19 protein-coding genes are annotated in these 18,906 nt (G+C 70.0%); 9 read left to right on the plus strand and 10 right to left on the minus strand.

Annotated features, from left to right (window positions below; all coding sequences use genetic code 11):
* Positions 1–217: 217 nt before the first annotated feature.
* Complete coding sequence (gene aspS, locus B7Z76_RS11140; RefSeq protein ID WP_291343954.1) at positions 218–2,005, minus strand: aspartate--tRNA ligase; 1,788 nt, start codon at positions 2,003–2,005, stop codon at positions 218–220.
* A gap of 84 nt (positions 2,006–2,089) precedes the next feature.
* Here aspS and rnd point away from each other — a divergent pair, with 84 nt between their 5' ends.
* On the plus strand, positions 2,090–3,268 hold the full coding sequence (gene rnd, locus B7Z76_RS11145) for a ribonuclease D (RefSeq protein WP_291343955.1): 1,179 nt from the start codon (positions 2,090–2,092) through the stop codon (positions 3,266–3,268).
* 2 nt (positions 3,269–3,270) lie between these two features.
* Entirely contained in the window at positions 3,271–3,471 is a 201-nt protein-coding gene (locus tag B7Z76_RS11150; protein WP_291343957.1) for a hypothetical protein, read from the plus strand.
* Between the two features lie 113 nt (positions 3,472–3,584).
* On the opposite strand, the gene B7Z76_RS11155 is transcribed toward B7Z76_RS11150, so the two are convergent.
* From B7Z76_RS11155 to B7Z76_RS11170, 4 genes are read right to left on the minus strand one after another with little or no spacing between them, the layout of a single operon-like run.
* Entirely contained in the window at positions 3,585–4,358 is a 774-nt protein-coding gene (locus B7Z76_RS11155; RefSeq protein ID WP_174503449.1) for a metal ABC transporter permease, read from the minus strand.
* A gap of 1 nt (position 4,359) precedes the next feature.
* The gene (locus tag B7Z76_RS11160; protein ID WP_291343959.1) at positions 4,360–5,199 is read right to left on the minus strand and encodes a metal ABC transporter permease; all 840 of its coding nucleotides are present in this window, start codon (positions 5,197–5,199) and stop codon (positions 4,360–4,362) included.
* Between the two features lie 9 nt (positions 5,200–5,208).
* On the minus strand, positions 5,209–6,024 hold the full coding sequence (locus tag B7Z76_RS11165; RefSeq protein WP_291343961.1) for a metal ABC transporter ATP-binding protein: 816 nt from the start codon (positions 6,022–6,024) through the stop codon (positions 5,209–5,211).
* A complete protein-coding gene (locus B7Z76_RS11170; RefSeq protein WP_291343963.1) occupies positions 6,021–6,944 on the minus strand; it encodes a metal ABC transporter solute-binding protein, Zn/Mn family in 924 nt (307 codons plus the stop codon). Before B7Z76_RS11170 ends, B7Z76_RS11165 begins: the two co-directional genes overlap by 4 nt.
* Positions 6,945–7,083: 139 nt before the next feature.
* Here B7Z76_RS11170 and B7Z76_RS11175 point away from each other — a divergent pair, with 139 nt between their 5' ends.
* Together B7Z76_RS11175 and B7Z76_RS11180 are read left to right on the plus strand one after the other, a co-directional pair.
* The gene (locus B7Z76_RS11175; RefSeq protein ID WP_174503453.1) at positions 7,084–7,314 is read left to right on the plus strand and encodes a tautomerase family protein; all 231 of its coding nucleotides are present in this window, start codon (positions 7,084–7,086) and stop codon (positions 7,312–7,314) included.
* Positions 7,311–7,853 carry a DUF4232 domain-containing protein gene (locus tag B7Z76_RS11180; protein ID WP_291343965.1) on the plus strand — a complete coding sequence of 181 codons (543 nt, stop codon included), beginning with the start codon at positions 7,311–7,313 and terminating at the stop codon, positions 7,851–7,853. The genes B7Z76_RS11175 and B7Z76_RS11180 overlap by 4 nt, the downstream gene beginning before the upstream one ends.
* Here the strand turns inward: B7Z76_RS11180 and B7Z76_RS11185 are convergent.
* The 4 genes from B7Z76_RS11185 to epmA form a co-directional block, all read right to left on the minus strand.
* The gene (locus B7Z76_RS11185) at positions 7,822–9,096 is read right to left on the minus strand and encodes a glycerate kinase (protein ID WP_291343980.1); all 1,275 of its coding nucleotides are present in this window, start codon (positions 9,094–9,096) and stop codon (positions 7,822–7,824) included. The two genes, B7Z76_RS11180 and B7Z76_RS11185, sit on opposite strands and share 32 nt — an antisense overlap.
* A gap of 151 nt (positions 9,097–9,247) precedes the next feature.
* Entirely contained in the window at positions 9,248–10,159 is a 912-nt protein-coding gene (locus B7Z76_RS11190; RefSeq protein ID WP_291343967.1) for a DUF3445 domain-containing protein, read from the minus strand.
* Positions 10,153–10,521 carry a hypothetical protein gene (locus tag B7Z76_RS11195; protein WP_174503457.1) on the minus strand — a complete coding sequence of 123 codons (369 nt, stop codon included), beginning with the start codon at positions 10,519–10,521 and terminating at the stop codon, positions 10,153–10,155. Before B7Z76_RS11195 ends, B7Z76_RS11190 begins: the two co-directional genes overlap by 7 nt.
* A 123-nt stretch (positions 10,522–10,644) precedes the next feature.
* Positions 10,645–11,634, minus strand: a complete 990-nt coding sequence (epmA, locus tag B7Z76_RS11200) for an EF-P lysine aminoacylase EpmA (protein ID WP_291343970.1) — start codon at positions 11,632–11,634, stop codon at positions 10,645–10,647.
* A gap of 23 nt (positions 11,635–11,657) precedes the next feature.
* On the opposite strand from epmA, the gene B7Z76_RS11205 reads away from it, so the two are divergent.
* The 5 genes from B7Z76_RS11205 (at position 11,658) to B7Z76_RS11225 (ending at position 17,590) form a co-directional block, all read left to right on the plus strand.
* Positions 11,658–12,635, plus strand: a complete 978-nt coding sequence (locus tag B7Z76_RS11205; protein WP_291343972.1) for a lysine-2,3-aminomutase-like protein — start codon at positions 11,658–11,660, stop codon at positions 12,633–12,635.
* 12 nt (positions 12,636–12,647) lie between these two features.
* On the plus strand, positions 12,648–13,097 hold the full coding sequence (gene aroQ, locus B7Z76_RS11210) for a type II 3-dehydroquinate dehydratase (protein ID WP_174503460.1): 450 nt from the start codon (positions 12,648–12,650) through the stop codon (positions 13,095–13,097).
* Complete coding sequence (gene accB, locus B7Z76_RS11215) at positions 13,094–13,597, plus strand: acetyl-CoA carboxylase biotin carboxyl carrier protein (RefSeq protein WP_291343974.1); 504 nt, start codon at positions 13,094–13,096, stop codon at positions 13,595–13,597. The genes aroQ and accB overlap by 4 nt, the downstream gene beginning before the upstream one ends.
* 13 nt (positions 13,598–13,610) lie before the next feature.
* Positions 13,611–14,951 carry an acetyl-CoA carboxylase biotin carboxylase subunit gene (gene accC / locus B7Z76_RS11220; RefSeq protein WP_174503462.1) on the plus strand — a complete coding sequence of 447 codons (1,341 nt, stop codon included), beginning with the start codon at positions 13,611–13,613 and terminating at the stop codon, positions 14,949–14,951.
* A 320-nt stretch (positions 14,952–15,271) separates the two neighbouring features.
* Positions 15,272–17,590, plus strand: a complete 2,319-nt coding sequence (locus B7Z76_RS11225; protein ID WP_291343976.1) for a bifunctional diguanylate cyclase/phosphodiesterase — start codon at positions 15,272–15,274, stop codon at positions 17,588–17,590.
* 79 nt (positions 17,591–17,669) lie between these two features.
* Here B7Z76_RS11225 and yghU read toward each other — a convergent pair whose 3' ends face one another.
* Positions 17,670–18,545: a glutathione-dependent disulfide-bond oxidoreductase gene (yghU, locus tag B7Z76_RS11230; protein WP_291343982.1), complete on the minus strand. Its 876-nt coding sequence runs from the start codon at positions 18,543–18,545 to the stop codon at positions 17,670–17,672.
* Positions 18,546–18,906: the final 361 nt, after the last annotated feature.

Below are 18,906 nucleotides of genomic sequence, written 5' to 3' on the forward strand. Positions count from 1 at the left end.
CGGCGTTCTGCTCCCGGTCTAGAGCATCATCTGATCGGATGGAATCATCCGGTCAGATAAAGATGCTCTGCTTTTCAAAATGCCAGAGCATCATCTGGCCAGATGAAATCATCCGGTCAGATAAAGATGCTCTGCTTTTCAAAATGCCAGAGCATCATCCGGTCAGATGAACCTGCTCTCGCGGGCGGCGCGGCCGATGCACGGGGGCGGCGGCGTCTCAGCCCTTCTTCGGCGCGGGCGGGAGCGCGATGGCGAGCGAGAGTTCCTTGAGCCGTGCTGTGGGAACCGGCGCCGGCGCGCCCATCATCAGGTCCTGGCCCTGCTGGTTGAGCGGGAAGGCGATGACCTCGCGCAGATTGGGCTCGTCGGCCAGCAGCATCACCATGCGGTCCACCCCCGGCGCCGAGCCGCCATGCGGCGGCGCGCCGTAGCGGAAGGCGTTGAGCATGCCGCCGAACCGCGCCTCGACCTCCTCGGCGCCATAGCCGGCAATCTCGAAGGCGCGCAGCATGATGTCCGGCCGGTGGTTGCGGATCGCCCCCGACGACAGCTCGACGCCGTTGCACACGATGTCGTACTGGAACGCCTTGATCGTCAGCGGGTCCTGCCCGTTCAGCGCCTCCAGCCCGCCCTGCGGCATCGAGAACGGGTTGTGGCTGAACACGATCTGCCCGGTCTCCTCGTCGCGCTCGTACATCGGGAAATCGACGATCCAGCAGAACTCGAATTTTGCCCCGTCGATCAGGCCGAGATCGGTGCCGAGCTTCGTCCGCACCGTGCCGGCGAACTTGGCGGCGTCGAGCGGCTTGCCGGCGGCGAAGAACACGGCATCGCCCGGTTTCGCGCCCGTCGCCTCGCGGATCGCCTCGGCCCGCGCCGGTTCGAGGTTCTTCGCGATCGGCCCCTTGGCGCCGTCTTCCTCGAAAATGATGTAGCCGAGCCCGCCCGCCCCTTCCGACCGCGCCCATTCGTTGAGCTTGTCGAAGAAGGAGCGCGGATTGCCCCCCGTGCCCGGCGCGGGAATGGCGCGCACCACGCCGCCGCCGGCGACGATCTTGGCGAACAGGCCGAAGCCAGAATCGCGGAACGCCTCGGTGACATCGGTGATCAGCAGCGGGTTGCGCAGGTCCGGCTTGTCCGAGCCGTATTTCAGCAGCGCCTCGTCATAGGCGATGCGCGGGAACGGCCATTGCGTGACGCTGCGCCCGCCGCCGAATTCGCGGAACAGCCCGCCGAGCACCGGCTCGATGGTGGCGAACACGTCCTCCTGCGTCACGAAGCTCATCTCGAAATCGAGCTGGTAGAACTCGCCGGGCGCGCGGTCGGCGCGGCTCGCCTCGTCGCGGAAGCAGGGCGCGATCTGGAAATAGCGGTCGAAGCCGGCGACCATGAGCAGCTGCTTGAACTGCTGCGGCGCCTGCGGCAGCGCGTAGAACTGGCCCGGATGCACACGCGAGGGCACGAGGAAGTCGCGCGCCCCCTCGGGGCTGGAGGCGGTCAGGATCGGCGTGGTGAACTCGGTGAAGCCGCGCGCCGTCATCTCCCGCCGCAGCCAGGCGATGACATTGGCGCGGAGCATGATGTTGCGGTGCAGCTTCTCGCGGCGCAGGTCGAGGAAGCGGTAGCGCAGCCGCAGCTCCTCGGGGAATTGCGCCTCGCCGGCAACCTGGATCGGCAGCACATCGGCGGTCGACTGCACCTCGACCGTCTCGGCCACCAGCTCGATCTCGCCGGTCGGCAGGCGGGGGTTCACCGTGTCGGCGTCGCGCCTCACCACCCGCCCGGTCACGGTGATGACGCTCTCCACCCGCAGCGCCTCGGCCGCGGCGAACACCGGCGAGCCGGCGGGAAACACGCATTGGGTGATCCCGTAATGGTCGCGCAGGTCGATGAAGAGCAGCCCGCCATGGTCGCGCTTCACGTTCACCCAGCCCGAGAGGCGCGCGGTGATGCCGGCATCGGCAGCGCGCAGGGCGCCGCAATCATGGGTGCGATATTCGTGCATGGGGAGCCAGTCCTGACAGAAAACAGCGGCAAATGAGCGGCGCGGGTCTTTTCTGTCAAGACGTTGCGTGCCAGTTGATCGCACATGAAACCGAGTCCGAGCTTTCCCGAACCCGTGCTGATCGCGACCACCGAGGCCCTCGCCGCCCTTTGCGACCGTCTGGCGGCCGAGCCCTTCGTCACCGTCGATACCGAGTTCATGCGGGAAAAGACCTATTTTCCCGAGCTTTGCGTGGTCCAGCTCGGCGGTGCGAACGATGTCGCGGTGATCGACGCGCAGGCCGAGGGGCTCGACCTCGCCCCGCTCGGCGCGCTGTTCGCCAATCCGGCGGTGACCAAGGTCTTCCACGCCTGCCGGCAGGACATCGAGATTTTCCTGCTGAAATTCGGCGCCGTGCCCACTCCGCTGTTCGACACCCAGGTCGCGGCGATGGTCGCCGGCTTCGGCGACCAGGTCGGGTATGACACGCTGGTCTCCTCGCTCGCCGGCGGCCGGATCGACAAGGCGCACCGCTTCTCCGACTGGTCGGCCCGGCCGCTCTCCCGCGCCCAGGTCGCCTATGCCGCGGCGGACGTCACCTGGCTGCGCCCGGTCTATGAAGGCCTGCTCGACCGGCTGACGCGGGAAGGCCGGATCGACTGGGTGGCCGAGGAAGCGGCGGTGCTGACCGATCCCGCGACCTACCGCACCGAGCCCGAGGATGCCTGGCGCCGGCTCAAGCTGCGCGGCGGCAACCGCCGGCAGCTCGCCCTCATCAAGGCGATCGCCGCCTGGCGCGAGCGCGAGGCGATGCGGGTGAACGTGCCGCGCCAGCGCATCGTGCGCGACGAGCAGATCCCCGAGCTTGCCGCCATCGCCCCGGAAGATGCCGAGGGGCTGACGCGGGTGCGCGGCATTTCCAGCGGCTTCGCCGGCGGCAAGTCCGGCCGGGCGCTGCTGGAGGTCATCGCGACGACGAAATCGATCCCCGATTCCGCGCTGCCCGAGGCCCCGCGCGCCGCCGAAACCGCCCGTCCGCCCGCCGGCCTCGTGGCGCTGCTCAAGGTGCTGCTCGCCGAGCGGGCCGGGGCGAACAACGTCGCCGCCCGGCTGATCGCCTCCGGCGAGGATATCGACCGCCTCGCCAGCGAGGACGCGCCGAACCTGCCCTGCCTGCAAGGCTGGCGCGCCGAGCTGTTCGGCAACGACGCGCTCCGCCTCAAGGGCGGGCGCATCGCGCTGGCCGCGCGCGGCCGCCGCGTCGAGGTCGTCGACCTGCCCTGACCATGGCGACGACACCGGAACAGCCGCAGCCAACCGGGGCTGAACCGGACGACGAGGTCGCCCCGCTCCGTGAGGAATTGCTGCGCAAGTCGCGCAAAATCGCCGCCAGCCTCGAAGGGCACAAAATCCTGACCGACGACGATCTCTACGACGAGAACGGGTTGCCTTTCGGCAACGACGATGTCTCGCAAACCGGGATCTAGGGCACTACATCCGATCAGATGATGTTCTGGCCCGCCACCACGCCTGAGCGATGAGCACCGGGGCGCCGCGCCGGGAACACCGACCGGCAAGTCGCCCGGCCGGCCCGCTGGCCTTACAGCAGCGCCCGGCCCAGCGCGTAGCAGCCCGCACCGCCCAACCCGGCGAAACAGCCGACCGGCCAGTTCGTGAGATATGACAGCGCGATGGCGCCGGCCATCAGCGCCAGCGCGATCGCCACCGAAGCCGCGAGCGCCACCGCCGGCCGCGCCGAAACCGCCCGCCCGCACGAAGCCGGGCCGACCATCAGGGCGAAGGTCAGCAGCGCGCCGACCACCGGCACGGCGACCGCCGCCGCCAGCGCGATGGCGGCGAGAAAACCGAACTCCCACAGCGCCGGCCGCGCGCCGCGCGCCGCCGCGAGATCCGCCCCGATCGCGCCGAGCAGCAGCGGGCGGAACCCCGCCAGCACCGCCGCCACCGCACCCGCCCCGGCCAGCGCCATCCCGCCGAGTGCCGCGCGCGAAACCCCGAGCACCTGGCCGAACAGCAGCGCATAGACCTGGGCGGCATAGCGGTCGGTCCAGGAGAGCAGCAGCGCGCCGGTCGCGAGCAGCATCACCAATGTCAGCGCCGTCGCCACCTCGGGCCGGCCGCGCCGGCCAAGCGCCCAGATCGCGACCACGCCGGCGAGCCCGAACCCCGCGATCCCGGCGGAGGGCGCGATGCCGAGCAGCACCGCCGCCGCCGCCCCCGGAAACGTGCCGAGCGGCAGCGCATGGGCGGCGAAGGAGGCGCCGCGCAGCACCACGAACCAGCCCACCACCCCCGCCGTGACCGCGACGATGAGGCCCGCCGCCCAGGTATCGAGCATGAAGGCGGAAAACATCTCAGCGCCGCATCCGCGCCGCGAGCCCGGCGGCGACATAGGCGCCGACGACCAGCGCCACCACGAAGAAACTCACCGGCCAGCCATGCCGCCCGCCCCAGCCGTAGCTCTCGTAAGCCAGCGCGATGCCGCCCCAGCTCGCGCCGATGCCGATCGCCGCCGCCAGCGCCACCGCCCCCGGCAGGGTGCGCGCCGCCCGCAGCCCCGCCGAAGCCGGGCCGATCAGCAGCGCGGTGGCCAGCACCGCGCCGACGCTCATCGCCGCCAGCCCCACCGCCAGCGCCAGCACGGCGAGATGCGCGAACCCGACCAGCTTCACCGGAACCCCCCGGCTTGCCGCGAGATCGGGGCCGATCGCGACCAGCAGCAGCGGCCGCGCCAGGGCGGCCATCGCCGCCAGCGCCGCCGCCGCGCACAAGGCGGCCGGCAGCACCATCCCTGGCGGGATCGCGAACATCGAGCCGAACATCACCGTGCTCGCCGCACCGCCGACGCCGCTCATCGTCGCGTCGAGATAGAGAAACAGCGCCGCAAGCCCGAGCCCGGCGCCCAGCACCACGCCGCTGGCCAGATCCCGCTCGGCGATCCGCCGCCCGCCGGCCAGCGCCATCGCCGCCGCCCCGCCCAGCGCCATCGCCACGAACCCGGCGAGCGGGCGAATCCCGAACAGCAGCGCCGCCGCCCCGCCGGCGCCGGAAATATCGCCCAGCGCATGCCCGGCGAAAGCCTGCCCCCGCAGCACGGTGAACACGCCGACCACGGCGGACACCAGGGCTGCGGCAAAACTCACCGCCAGCGCCACGCCGACCGGCCCCAACGCGAACCACCCCGCCCCGCTCATGACCCGCACTCAGGGAATGCGAACGACATGCATCGCATCCTCGCCATGCGCGTGGTCGTGATCATGGTCGTGCGGCCCGCCGCCGGCGGCAACCACCAGCACCCTGCCATGCACGCGCAGCACGTCGATATGCGCGCCATACAACGCGCTCAGCACCGCGCCGCGCACCACCTCCTCCACCGTGCCGGCCACCGCGCGCCCCTCGGCGACATAGACGATACGATCCATCGCCGGCAGCAGCGGGTTCATGTCATGCGCCGACATCAGCACCGCCACCCTCGCCTCGCGGGCGAGCCGGGCAAGGAGTGCGACCACCTCGGCGGTGCTGCGCAGGTCGAGACTGGCGAGCGGCTCGTCGAGCAGCAGCACGTCGGGGCGGCGGATCAGCGCATGGGCGATCATCACCCGCTGCTGCTGCCCGCCCGAGAGGTCGCCCACCCTGCGATCGGCGAAGCCGGCGGCGCCCACCGCGTCGATCATCTCATCCACCTGCGCGCGGCGGCGGCGCGAGGGCAGCGGAATGCCGAGCCGGTGCCCATCCAGCCCGAGCGCGATCACGTCGCGCGCGCGCACCGGCATGAACCGGTCGAGCGCGATGCTCTGCGGCACATAGCCCACCTGCCCGCGCCCGCCGATCGTCACGCGCCCGTCCAGCGGCTTCACGAGGCCGAGGATCGAGCGCAGCAGCGTCGTCTTGCCCGATCCGTTCGGCCCGATCAGCCCGGCGAAACTCCCCGGCGCGAGGCTGAACCCCACCCCCGACAGCACCGCCCGCCCGCCATGGCCAACCGCGACACCCTCCAGCGCGAGCGCGTCCCCGTTCATCCCGCCGCCCTCGCGAGGGAGACCGTGGAGGTGCGCTGCGCAACCGCCCTTGTCACCGCAGCGGTCTCGGCCAGCATCCAGCCGCCGAAATGAAATCCCGCCGGCATCGTCTCGTACAGCGCGACCACCGGCACAAGCGCCGCCCGCGCGGCATCGAGCATCGCCCGCGTCAGCGGGCCGATCACCTGCCGGTTATAGCCGAGAAACGACACCTCCCGCCGGCGCAGAAGCGCCTCCTGGGCGGCGATGTCCTGCGGCGCCGGATCGGTGCCGTTCATCACCGCCGCCTGCAAGCTCCACGGTGTGGCGATCCCGATCCCCATTGCCTGGAACAGATCGTTGCCCACCGGCTCGGTCACCGCCGCGCGGATGCCGGGATGCTGCGCCCGGAACGCGCCGATCGCCGCCCGCCACGGCGCGAGCGAGGCCTCGAACGCGGCGAGGTTGCGCCGATAGACGCTCGCCCCCGCCGGGTCGATCGCCGCCAGCGCCCGCGCGATCGCCGCCGCCACCGCCGGCATCGCCGCCGGGCCGTACCAGACATGCGGATTGCGCGTCGCATCCGGCAGGCCGAGCACCGCCTGCGCCGCGATCACATGCCGCCCCCCCGCGCTGCCCGCCCCCGCTCCGCCCGCTGTCGCGCCGATAATCCGCCGCGCCCAGGAATCGTAGCCAAGCCCGTTGAGCACCACGAGCCGCGCTGTGGCGATACGCCGCGCCACCGCCGGGCTCGCCTCGAATCCGTGCGGATCGGCATTGGGATTGGTCTCGATCGCGGCAACCTCGACCCGGTCGCCGCCGATCGCCGCGATCACGTCGGCATACTGGCTCTCGATGCCCACCGCCGGGATGCGGCCGCCGGCGCGGGCGATCCACGGCGCCGCCACCAGCCCGGCCAGAATTCCCCGCCGTTTCGCCATCGCCCGGTCCTCCTGCGACCCTTCGGAAGAAATGATATGTTATATCATTCCATCGGTCCAGCACCCGCTCCCCTACCCCTGCCCGCCCCCGATCGGCTGGTGTAGGCTTACCCTCCCGCCAGAGAGGAGACCGCCCGCCATGCCCCATGTCATCGTCAAGCTCTATGCCGGCCGCAGCGCGGCGCAGAAGCACCAGATCGCCGAGGCCGTCACCCAGGCCATCATGGCCTCGGCCGGCAGCAGCGAGGCGGCCGTGTCGGTCAGCATCGAGGATGTCGATCCCGAACACTGGAACGAGACGGTCTTCGAGCCCGACATCCGCGCCAAGCCCGACACGCTCTACAAGAAACCCGGCTACGAGCCGAAGTGAAACCCGCCGCCGCCGCCCTCGCCGTCCTCCTGCCCCTGCTGGCGTCGGGCTGCGCGCATCCGGCGGTGACGTCCTGCTCCGGCGCGCGGATCGCGGCGCATGCCGGGTCCGACGCCGGCGCGTTCGACGGCATGTCCCATTCCGGCACGCTGCTCACCCTGCGCAATCGCGGCGCTTCGCCCTGCATCCTGCCTGGCCTGCCACGCCTCGCCTTCCTCGATGCCGCGCATCGCCGCCTGCCGATCGCCCGCCGCCCTCCGTTCGGGATGCATCCCGGCCCGGTCGTGCTGCCGGTCCGCCTCGCCGCCGGAGTGGTGGCGACAACGAAGCTGCGCTGGGTGGACGGCCCGGTCTACACCCGCAATGCCTGCATGAAGGTCGCCGCCCTGCGCATCGCCTGGCCGGGCGGGGCGACCACGATCCCCCTCGCCGCGACGATCTGCGGCCCGCGAGGCGCGGCGGCGGGCATTTCCCAGCCCCCACTCGCCCTCGCTGGAGAAACGACAATCAGCGGATCAGGATCGCCCGGAAATCGTTGACATTGGTGCGGGTCGGCCCGGTCACCACGAGGTCGCCGAGCGGGGCGAACAGCCCGTAACCGTCATTGTCGGCGAGGCGTGACGCGGGATCGAGGCCGATCGCCCGGGCGCGGGCCAGCGTGTCCGGCGCCAGCACGGCGCCGGCATTGTCCTCGGTGCCGTCGATCCCGTCGGTATCCCCGGCAATGGCGTGAATCCCCGGCGCCCCGCCGAGGGCGACCGCGAGCCCGGCGAGGAATTCGAGATTCCGCCCGCCGCGCCCGCCGCCGCGCACCGTCACCGTCGTCTCCCCGCCCGAAATCAGCACGCAGGGCCGGGCCAGCGGCGCGCCATGCGCGGCACAGCTCCGCGCCATGCCCGCCATCACCGCCGCCACCTCGCGCGCCTCGCCCTCGATCGCATCGCCGAGGATCAGCGGCGTCACCCCTTCCGCCCGCGCGACCGATGCCGCCGCCGCCAGCGAGGCGAAGGGGGTGGCGATCATGATCTCGCGGGCGCGGGCAAAGGCCGGATCGCCGGGCTTCGGCGTCTCCGCCTCCGGCCGCGCCAGCCAGGCGGCGACCGGCTCCGGCACCGCGATCCCGGCGCGGCGCAAAATCTCCCGCGCCTCCGCCGCCGTGGTCGCGTCCGGCACGGTCGGCCCCGAGCCGATCACCGAGGGATCGTCGCCCGGCACGTCGGAAATCATCAGCGTCACGATCGCCGCCGGCGCCGCCGCCGCGGCGAGCCGCCCGCCCTTGATCGCCGAGAGATGCTTGCGCACGCAGTTCATCGCCTGGATGTTCGCCCCGCTCTTGAGCAGCGCGCGGTTCACCGCCTGCTTGTCGGCGAGCGAAATCCCCGGCGCCGGCAGCGCCAGCAGCGCCGAGGCACCGCCGGACATCAGCACCAGAACCAGATCGTCCGCGCTCAACCCCCGCACCATCGCGAGGATGCGCGCCGCCGCCGCCTGCCCGGCCGCATCCGGCACCGGGTGCGACGCCTCGACCACCTCGATCCGCCGGAGCGGCTGTTTGCTCCCATGCCCGTAGCGGGTGACCACGAGGCCGGACATCGGCGCCTCCGCCGGCCAGTGCGCCTCGACCGCCTCGGCCATCGCCGCCGCCGCCTTGCCGGCGCCGATCACCACGGTCCGCCCCTTCGGCGGGGAGGGCAGTTGCGGCGCGAGGCAGCGCGCGGGCGATGCCGCATCCACCGCCGCCGCGAACATGCGCCGCAACAGGTCGAGATCGCCCTCACTCATGCTCATGCCGCTTTTCCTTTCCGCTCCGCCCGCAGCCACGCCGCCCGGCCCGGGCAGCAGGCTCTATCCGTCTGATAACGCCGGCAGTCCGGCCCCACCAACCTGGCCTTGCTCCAGAGCACGTTCCGATCCAATCGGATCGGAAAGTGCTCTAGCCCTGCGGGGCAACCCGGTCCAGCGCGGCGAGCAGCGCGGCGCGGAACGGGGCGATGCCGCGATAGGCCGCCACGGATTCGGGCAGCCCCCGCACCGCCGCGGCCAGCGCCGCCGCCGCCCCCGCCACCGCCACCACCTCGGCCAGCGCCACCTGCCGGGTGCGGATGGTGAACAGCACGGCGCCGGTCTCGGGCAACCGGCTCAGCGTCTGGCGTTCGACCCGCAGATGCAGCCGCGCCGGCGCGGTCTCCGCGGTCACCGCCGGGCCGTGGGCGCCATCCGCCTCCGGCTGGAACAGCGCCGATCCGTCATGGATCGTCCAGTTGAACCGCTCGACCAGCCGCCCCGGCGCCAGCGCGGCGATGAACCGCGCGACCGGCCGCTCCAGCCGCTCGGCATAAAGCGGCACCCTGGCATGGATGGCGGCCAACTCCCGCCCCAGCTTGTCCGCAAGCCGCCAGCGCGAGGGAAAGCACAGCACCGCCGCCGTCAGCGCCGCGCTGTCCGGGTCGAGCAGGCAGAGATCCTCCTGCACCAGACGTCCGGCGCATTCGAGCGGGTCGCCCTCCGGCGCCGCGAGGTTCCACCGCTCGCCGGTCAGCCGGTTTTCCAGCATCCCGCCAGGCTCTGCGAACCAGGCGGCGCGATCGGCGCGCAAATGACCGGCGATCACCCGCAGCGCCTCGCGCCGCGCCGCTTCACTGCCCGGCAGCGCCGCGAACACCTCGCCCCGGCGCAAATCCAGCAGCGCCCGGCGTTCGGCCATCTGTGCCGGATAATCGGCGCCGAACGCGGTCAGCTCGGCAAGCGGCCGGGCGATCAGCCCCATCGCCGGCCGGTAGGGGCCGGGCGCGAAGGGCAGCCAGAGCGGCGATGCGGGCAGCGCCGGCGGCGCGGCGTTCAGCAATCGTTGCCGCGCAGGGTGAAGGTCTTCACCGTCCCGCCCTGGAGCGAGAAGGTGACGGTGCATTGCCGCGTATACGTCTCGGGCGGGAAAATCGGGCCGTAATAGGGACCGTAATACGGACCATAGAAACCGGGGAACGGCGCGCCCACGCCCGGCTGGGCGGCATACGACCGCTCGACATAGGCGAAATACGTCGTGCCATCGACGGTGATCTTGCGGTCCGGCACGCCGAGTGCAGCGACCAGCGCCGATTCCGGCCGGCCGACATAGCCCGACATCCGCTCGGCAAGGCTCGGCCCCACCGCGCAGCCCGCGAGCATCAATGCCGCGACCGGCGCGGCCAGAACAAGCTTCCTTCGCATCGCACGCTCCTCGTTTCCGGGCCGTCGCCCGTTGGTGTCTACGGGCCGTCGCCCGTTGATGTCTCCGGGCCGTCGCCCGTTGGTGATGTGTAATGTCTACAATGGGTGCGTTTCGGTTTTATATCAGAGCCATAACACATCGGTGATGCGCGGCGCCCCGGCGGCGATCATCGCCAGCCGGTCGAACCCGAGGGCAATCCCCGCGCAGTCCGGCATCCGTCCCACCGCCGCCACGAAATCTTCATCGAGCGCCCAGTCCTCGCGGCCGTAAAGCGCGTGCCGCCGCGCCCGGTCGGCCTCGAACCGCGCACGCTGTTCCGCCGGATCGGTCAGCTCGGCGAAGGCGTTGGCGAGTTCCATCCCGCACACGTAAAGCTCGAACCGCTCGGCGACGCGCGGATCATCCGCCCGCCGCCGCGCGAGGGCGGCGAGCGGCGCCGGCCAGTCGGTCAGGAAGGTCGGATGACGCCGGCCGAGCTGCGGCTCGATCCGCCCGAGCATGAGGCGGAAGAACAGATCCTCCCAGTCCTCGCCCTCGCGGCGCGCCACCCTGGCATCGGCCGCGAGCCGGTCGGCATCGCCCATGCTCGCCAGCACATCGAGCCCGCAATGGCGGTCGAAAGCCTCGGCCACGCTCAGCACCTCGATCTCTGCAAGCTCGGTCGTCACCCCCCGGCACCTCACCACCGGCGGCAGCACCGCGCGCAGGAATTGCGCCGTCTCCTCGATCAGCGCGGCGATATCCGCACCCGGGCGATACCATTCGAGCATGGTGAATTCGGGAGAATGCGTGTCCGACCCCTCATGGTCGCGCCAGACCCGGGCGAGCTGGAAAATCGGCCCGGCATCGCCGGCGAGCAGCTTCTTCATCGCGAATTCCGGGCTGGTATGCAGCCATCGCCGCGCCGCCGCGCCATCCGGCGCATGCACGATCGTCGCCAGCGCCGCGAGATGCACCTCCTCGCCCGGCGCCGGCACGAGATACGGCGTCTCCACCTCCATGTAGCCGCGCGCGGCGAAAAAGGCGCGCGTCGCCTGCGCGAGCCGCCCGCGCCGCCGCAGGAAGGGCAGCCGGGCGGCGAGGCGTTCGGGGTCCCATGCTTGTCTGGCCATGCGCCGCAGGATAGCACCGCCGCATGGCCACTCCCACGCTCCGCACCGCAGACCAGCTGATCGAGGCCGGGCTTGCCCCGCCCGCCGCCCGGGCGGGGCTGGAGGCGGTCGCCGCGCGCTACGCCACCGCGATCCCCGCACCGCTCGCCGCCCTGATCGGCGATCCGGCGGACCCGATCGGGCTTCAGTTCATCCCCGACCCCGCCGAGCTCGACACCGCCCCCCACGAGCAGGCCGACCCGATCGGCGATGACGCGCTCTCCCCGGTCCCCGGCATCGTCCACCGCTACCCCGACCGCGCGCTGCTCAAGCCCACCCTCGCCTGCCCGGTCTATTGCCGGTTCTGCTTCCGCCGCGAGCATGTCGGCCCGGAGGGCGGGGTGCTGTCCGAAGCGGAGCTGGAGGCGGCGTTCGCCTGGCTGGAAGCGCATGATGGCGTGCGCGAGGTGATCCTGACCGGCGGCGACCCGCTGATCCTCTCGCCCCGCCGGCTGGCCGCGATCTTCGCCCGCCTGCGCGCGATCCCGCATATCAGCCGGCTGCGGCTGCACACCCGCGTCCCGGTGGCCGACCCGGCGCGGATCACGCCCGCACTGCTCGCCGCCCTCGATCACGACCCGCCGCTCTTCCTCGTGCTGCACGCCAACCACGCGCGCGAATTCGGCGCCGAGGCCCGCGCCGCGCTGCGGGCGCTGCGCCGCGCCGGCATCCCGCTGCTCGGCCAGTCGGTGCTGCTGCGCGGCGTCAACGACGCGGCGGCGGCGCTGCGCGCCCTGTTCGAGACCATGCTCGAATGCGGCGTCAAACCCTATTACCTCCACCAGCTCGACCCCGCCCCCGGCACCGCCCGCTTCCACGTGCCGATCGCCGAGGGGCGGGCGCTGATCGCCGCCCTGCGCGGCACGATTTCCGGCCACGCGCTGCCGACCTACATCCTCGATGCGCCCACCGGGAAGACCACGCTCGAACCCTCGCCGGTTTCCCTTTCCGCCGGGCTGTGATAGGCGCGCAGGATGCCTGTACCGCTGATCGCCGTGCTGAACGGTCCGAACCTCAACATGCTGGGCCTGCGCGAGCCCGAAATCTACGGCATCCAGACCCTCGATGATCTGGAGGCGCTCTGCGCCGAGGCGGCCGAGGAACTGGGCCTCGCCATCGATTTCCGCCAGACCAACGGCGAGGGCGAGCTGATCACCTGGGTGCAGGAATGCCGCGGCCGCGCCGCCGGCATCGTCATCAACCCGGCGGGCTACTCGCACACCTCGATCGCCCTGATGGACGCGCTGCACGCGGTCGACCTTCCGGTCGTCGAGGTGCATCTGTCCAACATTCACCAGCGCGAGGCGTTCCGCCACCATTCCTTCGTATCGCAGGCCGCGCGCGGCGTGATCTGCGGCCTTGGTTTCACCGGCTACCGGCTGGCGCTTCAGGCGATCGCCGAGATTGTGGAGCAGGAAGCATGAGTCTCTCCTTCGACCCCGAGGTGCTGCGCGCCCTCGCCGCCCTTCTCAAGGATGGCGACCTGGCCGAGATCGAGCTTGAGGAAGGCGACCGCCGGCTGCGCCTCGCCCGCGCCAGCGCGCAGCCGACACAATTCGTCACCGCGCCCCCCTATCCCGCGCCGCCCTATGCGATGCCGCAAGGAATGGCCCCGGGAATGACACCGGGGGCTGCTCCGGGTGCTCCAGCGCCTGCCGCCGCGGCGCCTGAAGCCGCCGCCGCGAACCATCCCGGCACGGTGAAATCGCCGATGGTCGGCGTCGCCTATCTCTCGGCCGAGCCGGGGGCCGCGCCCTTCATCAGCGTGGGGAGCACGGTCGAGGCCGGGCAGACGCTGCTGCTGATCGAGGCAATGAAAACCTTCAACCAGATCAAGGCGCCGCGCGCCGGCACGGTAAAATCCATCCTCGTCGCCTCCGGCCAGCCGGTGGAATACGACGAGCCTCTGGTCATCGTCGAATAACCGGCCGTTGCCCGTGTTCTCGAAAATCCTGATCGCCAATCGCGGCGAAATCGCGCTCCGGGTCCAGCGCGCCTGCCGCGAGATGGGCATCGCCACCGTCGCGGTGCATTCCACCGCCGATGCCGATGCGATGCATGTGCGCCTCGCCGATGAGAGTGTCTGCATCGGCCCCGCCGCCGCGCGCGATTCCTATCTCAACATGCCCGCCCTCATCAGTGCGGCCCTGATCACCGGCGCCGAGGCGGTGCATCCCGGCTACGGCTTCCTCTCCGAGAACGCCGATTTCGCCGAGATGGTGGAAGCCCACGGCCTCGCCTTCATCGGCCCCTCGCCCACCCATATCCGCATGATGGGCGACAAGATCACCGCCAAGACAACGATGGCCGATCTCGGCGTGCCGCTCGTCCCCGGCTCGGACGGCGAGGTGCCGGATGTCGAGGCGGCGAAGCGCGTCGCCGCGGAAATCGGCTGCCCGGTGCTGATCAAGGCCGCGGCCGGCGGCGGCGGGCGCGGCATGAAGGTCGCCCGCTCGCTCGACGAGGTCGAGGAAGCCTTCCGCACCGCCCGCGCCGAGGCCGGCGCCGCCTTCGGCAACAACGCCGTCTATATCGAGAAATATCTCGACCGCCCGCGCCATATCGAGCTTCAGGTGATGGGCGACAATCACGGCAACGTGGTCCATTTCGGCGAGCGCGACTGCTCGCTGCAGCGCCGCCACCAGAAGCTGCTCGAAGAAGCCGGCTCGCCCGGCATCACCCGCGAGGAGCGCGACCGCCTGGGCGAGATCGCCACCGCGGCGCTGGCGAAATTCGGCTACCGCAACGCCGGCACGCTCGAGTTCCTGTATCAGGACGGCCAGTTCGCCTTCATCGAGATGAACACGCGCCTGCAGGTCGAGCATCCGGTCACCGAAATGGTCACCGGGGTCGATCTCGTGCGCGAGCAGATCCGCATCGCCGCCGGCGAGACGCTGGGCTACGGCCAGTCCGACATCCGCTTCAACGGCCACGCCATCGAATGCCGGATCACCGCCGAAGACCCCGAGACCTTCACCCCCTCGCCGGGCAAGGTCGAGGTGTTCCACGCCCCCGGCGGGCTCGGCGTGCGGCTCGATTCCGCCCTCTATGCCGGCTATCGCATCCCCCCGCATTATGACAGCCTGGTCGCCAAGCTGATCGTCCATGGCCGCGACCGCGCCGAGGCGATCGCCCGGATGCGCCGCGCGCTGGGCGAATTCGCCCTCTCCGGCATCCGCACCACGATCCCGCTGCACCTGCGCATTCTCGACGATCCCGGCTTCCGCGCCGGCGACTACACGATCCACTGGCTGGAACAGTTCGTCGCCCGCACCTGACTTTTGCCCCGGGACTTCATCGTGACTTTCCGGGGCAGAACCCCAGGCCACGCGGTTTCCCGGCATCCCCGTCGGATCGGCGCAAACGCCAGCGCGAGGCCGTCCGGCCGTTGCGCCGCCGGCCCGGCAAGGCTGCACCATTACGTTACAAAGCTGGCCTTCCGCGCGCGAACCGTGCACATAATGCAATATCGTAATTTGCATTCGCCGCGACGTGCTTTAATCTATATTTTAAATTTTTGATCCATAATCGTTATGAACGTCGGGAAAATGGAACTTGAATTTGATGTTTCCGCATTTCAGCTAGACCTGCCGGAACCGTGAAAGCCTTGGGTCACAGCCTGAGCGATCTCCCGGCCCAGACCAGGCGCCAGATCGAAATCTCCCTGCTCGACATGAGGGCGGCGCTGGTGCCTCGCATGGTCGTCACCGGCGGCACCGTGGCCGGCATCCTGGCCTGGGAATTCCACGACCTGCTGCACAGCGCCCCGCTCATCGCCACCGGCCTCGCCGGCCTCGCCACCTGCTACGTCCTGCTCATGATCGTCGCCACCCTCTGGTCTCGGCGCGCGGCCGAGGCGCAGCCCGCCCTGTTCAAGGCGCTGTTCTGCGGCCTCGCACTGCTGATCGGCGTGTTCTGGGCCTGTATCGAGATCGGCGGGCTGCGCCATGCCACCGGGCAACAGGCCAGCCTCGTCTATGCCGTCATCGTCGGCCTGATCTCCACCGCCGCCTTCTCCGGCCCGGCGCTCTACGCCCTGGTCTACTGGGCGCCGGTCACCGCCGGCGCCGCCATCGCGCTGGTGACGAACACGGCGCATCCCCCGGTGACATCCCTGATCGGCCTCGGCAGCTACGCCCTGCTGACCTTCACCACCATCCTCTACGTCAACGCCAACACGATGGAGCGCGAATTCCGCCGGCTGGAGGCGGAACGCCAGAGCGAGGTGATCAATCTCCTGCTGCGCGATTTCGAGGAAGGGGCGAGCGATTTCCTCTGGGAAACCGATGCGTCGCTCACCCTGCTCCGCCCCTCCCCGCGCTTCGCCGAGGCGGCGCGCACCACGCAGGAGGCGCTCGCCGGCCAGTCGCTGGTGCGCTTCCTGGTCGAGCATGGCCAGCCCAGCCCCGAGCAATCCTGCGCCCCTTCCATCGGCAACCTGCTCTACCACATCGGCCGGCGGGAAACCTTCAACGAGAAGAGCGCGCCGCTCTTCTTCGCCGGCGAGGAACGCTGCTGGTCCTTCGCCGGCAAGCCGGTCTTCGACCGCGATGGCCAGTTCGTCGGCTATCGCGGCGTCGGCTCCGACGTCACCGCCCACCGCCACGCCGAGCGGCGCATCGCCCATATCGCCCGGCATGACAGCCTGACCGGCCTCGGCAACCGGATGGGCTTCGACGAGGTGCTGCATGGCGCCTGCGCCAGCCCGGTGGGTGCCGGCACCGGGCTGATCTGCCTCGATCTCGACCATTTCAAATCGGTGAACGACCGCTTCGGCCACAAGGCGGGCGACGAGCTGCTCCAGGCCGCCGCTGGCCGGCTGCTCGCCTGCGTGCGCAGCCACGACCGCTGCTTCCGCCTCGGCGGCGACGAATTCGCGATCCTGCTGCCCGACGCCACCATCGCCGATGTCGAAGCGGTGACCCGCCGCATCATCGACCGCCTGGCCGATCCGTTCCGCCTCGCCGACATCACGGTGGCGATCGGCTGTTGCGCCGGCATCGCGATGATCGCCCGCGCCGGCATCCAGCCCGAGGATGTCCTGCACGCGGCAGATCTGGCACTCTACCGCGCCAAGGAAAGCGGACGCGGCGCCGTGCGGATGTTCGATCCCGAAAACGACCGCCAGACCACCCGCCTGCGCCAGCTCGACGCCTCGCTGGTCAACGAGTTCGAGCGTCAGAGCTTCTTCCTTCAGTTCCAGCCGATCGTCCGGCTCGAAAGCGGCGCGGTCACCACGATCGAGGCGCTGGTCCGCTGGCAGCATCCGCAATACGGCATCCTGCCGCCGGACCAGTTCATCCCCGCCTCCGAACATAACGGCACCATCATCCGCATCGGCGCCTACGTGATCGATGCCGCCTGCGCCTTCGCCGCCACCCTGCCCGAGCAGATCGCGGTGGCGATCAACCTCTCCCCGGTCCAGCTCTACGACCCGCTGCTGCTGGAGCGGATCGGCAATGCCCTGGCCCGCCACAAGCTCGGCCGCGGGCGCATCGAGTTCGAGCTGACCGAAACCGCGATCCTCGACGTCTCGCCCACAACCCGCGACATTCTGGACGCCATCAGGGCGCTGGGCTGCCGCCTCGCGCTCGACGATTTCGGCGCCGGCTATTCCTCGATCTCGACGCTCTACTACTTCCCGTTCGACCGCCTGAAGATCGACCGCGCGCTGATCCGCGACTCGCTCGACGACGCCCGCCGCCGCAGCATCCTGCTGCATGTCGGGCGCATGGCGCATGATATCGATCTCACCCTCACCGCCGAGGGGCTGGAGACCGAGGCCCACCGCACCCGCCTCATCGAACTCGGGTTCGACGAAGGACAGGGCGCGCTGTTCTCGATGCCGATGGATGGCGAGGCGCTGCACGCCTGGCTGCGCCCGCACATCGTCCGCACCGCCTCCGGCGCCGCCTGAGCGCCATCCGATCTTTTCGGATCGGATGGCGCTCCATCATATTGCTAACCAGAGCATCTTTATCTGATCGGATGATGCTCTAGCCCTGCGGCGCCAGCTTGTCCTGCGTCTTGGTGTCGAAATCGCTGGCGTCGTGGCGCTCGTGCAGCTGCTCGCTCGGCTCGCCGAACACGCGGTTGACCATGCGCCCGCGGCGCACGGCCGGGCGCGCGTAGATCTGGTCGGCCCAGCGCAGCACGTTGCGGTATTCCTGCACCTGGAGGAACTCGGCGGCGTTGTAGAGCCAGCCCTTCACCAACCCGCCATACCACGGAAACACGGCGATATCCGCGATCGTGTAGTCCTTGCCGCCGAGATACTCGCTCTCGGCCAGCCGGCGGTCGAGCACGTCGAGCTGCCGCTTGGTTTCCATTGCGAAACGGTTGATCGGATATTCGAACTTCTCCGGCGCATAGGCGTAGAAATGACCGAACCCGCCGCCGAGATAGGGCGCGCTGCCCATCTGCCAGAACAGCCAAGAAAAGCACTCCGCCCGCGCATCGGCGTCGAGCGGCAGGAACTCGCCGAACTTCTCCGCGAGATAGACGAGGATGGAGCCGGATTCGAACACCCGGCGCGGCTGCGGTCCGCTGTGATCGACCAGGGCGGGGATCTTCGAATTCGGGTTGGCGGCGACGAAGCCGCTGCTGAACTGGTTGCCCTCGTTGATGCGAATCAGCCAGGCGTCATATTCCGCGCCGGCATGGCCGCGCGCCAGCAGCTCTTCCAGCATCACGGTGACCTTCACCCCGTTGGGCGTCGCCAGCGAATAGAGCTGGAGCGGATGACGGCCGACCGGCAGCTCCTTCTCATGGGTGGGTCCGGCGATCGGGCGGTTGATGCTGGCGAAGTGGCCGCCGCTGGGCTGCTCCCACGTCCAGATTTTCGGGGGCGTATAGCCGGAGTCACTCGTCATCGCGTTCATCTCTCCACTGTTTCAGCATCTGGCACCGGGGCGAAGCCGAAGCCCCGCATCGATGGCGCACCCGCGCAAGATAGGGTGCGGGACAGGGTTTTTCAGGCCCTTGTCTTTCCGGCACCGCAATTATCGAGCGATTGTTATATATAGAACGTTCCGATCCTGCGAGATCAGATGCAGCGATCTATCATATTGATACTTCATGCATTTTCTCCGATCAGATGACCCAATCTGACCGAATGATGCTCAAGCGCACGTCCCGATCCATCCGGATCGGACACCGTGCTCTTTCTTGTTGATTGTCAGAGCATCTTTATCCGATCAGATGTTTCCATCTGATCGGATGATGCTCAAGAGC

Origin of the sequence: Acidiphilium sp. 20-67-58, assembly GCF_002255515.1 — a bacterium.
In the GTDB taxonomy this organism is placed as follows: domain Bacteria; phylum Pseudomonadota; class Alphaproteobacteria; order Acetobacterales; family Acetobacteraceae; genus Acidiphilium.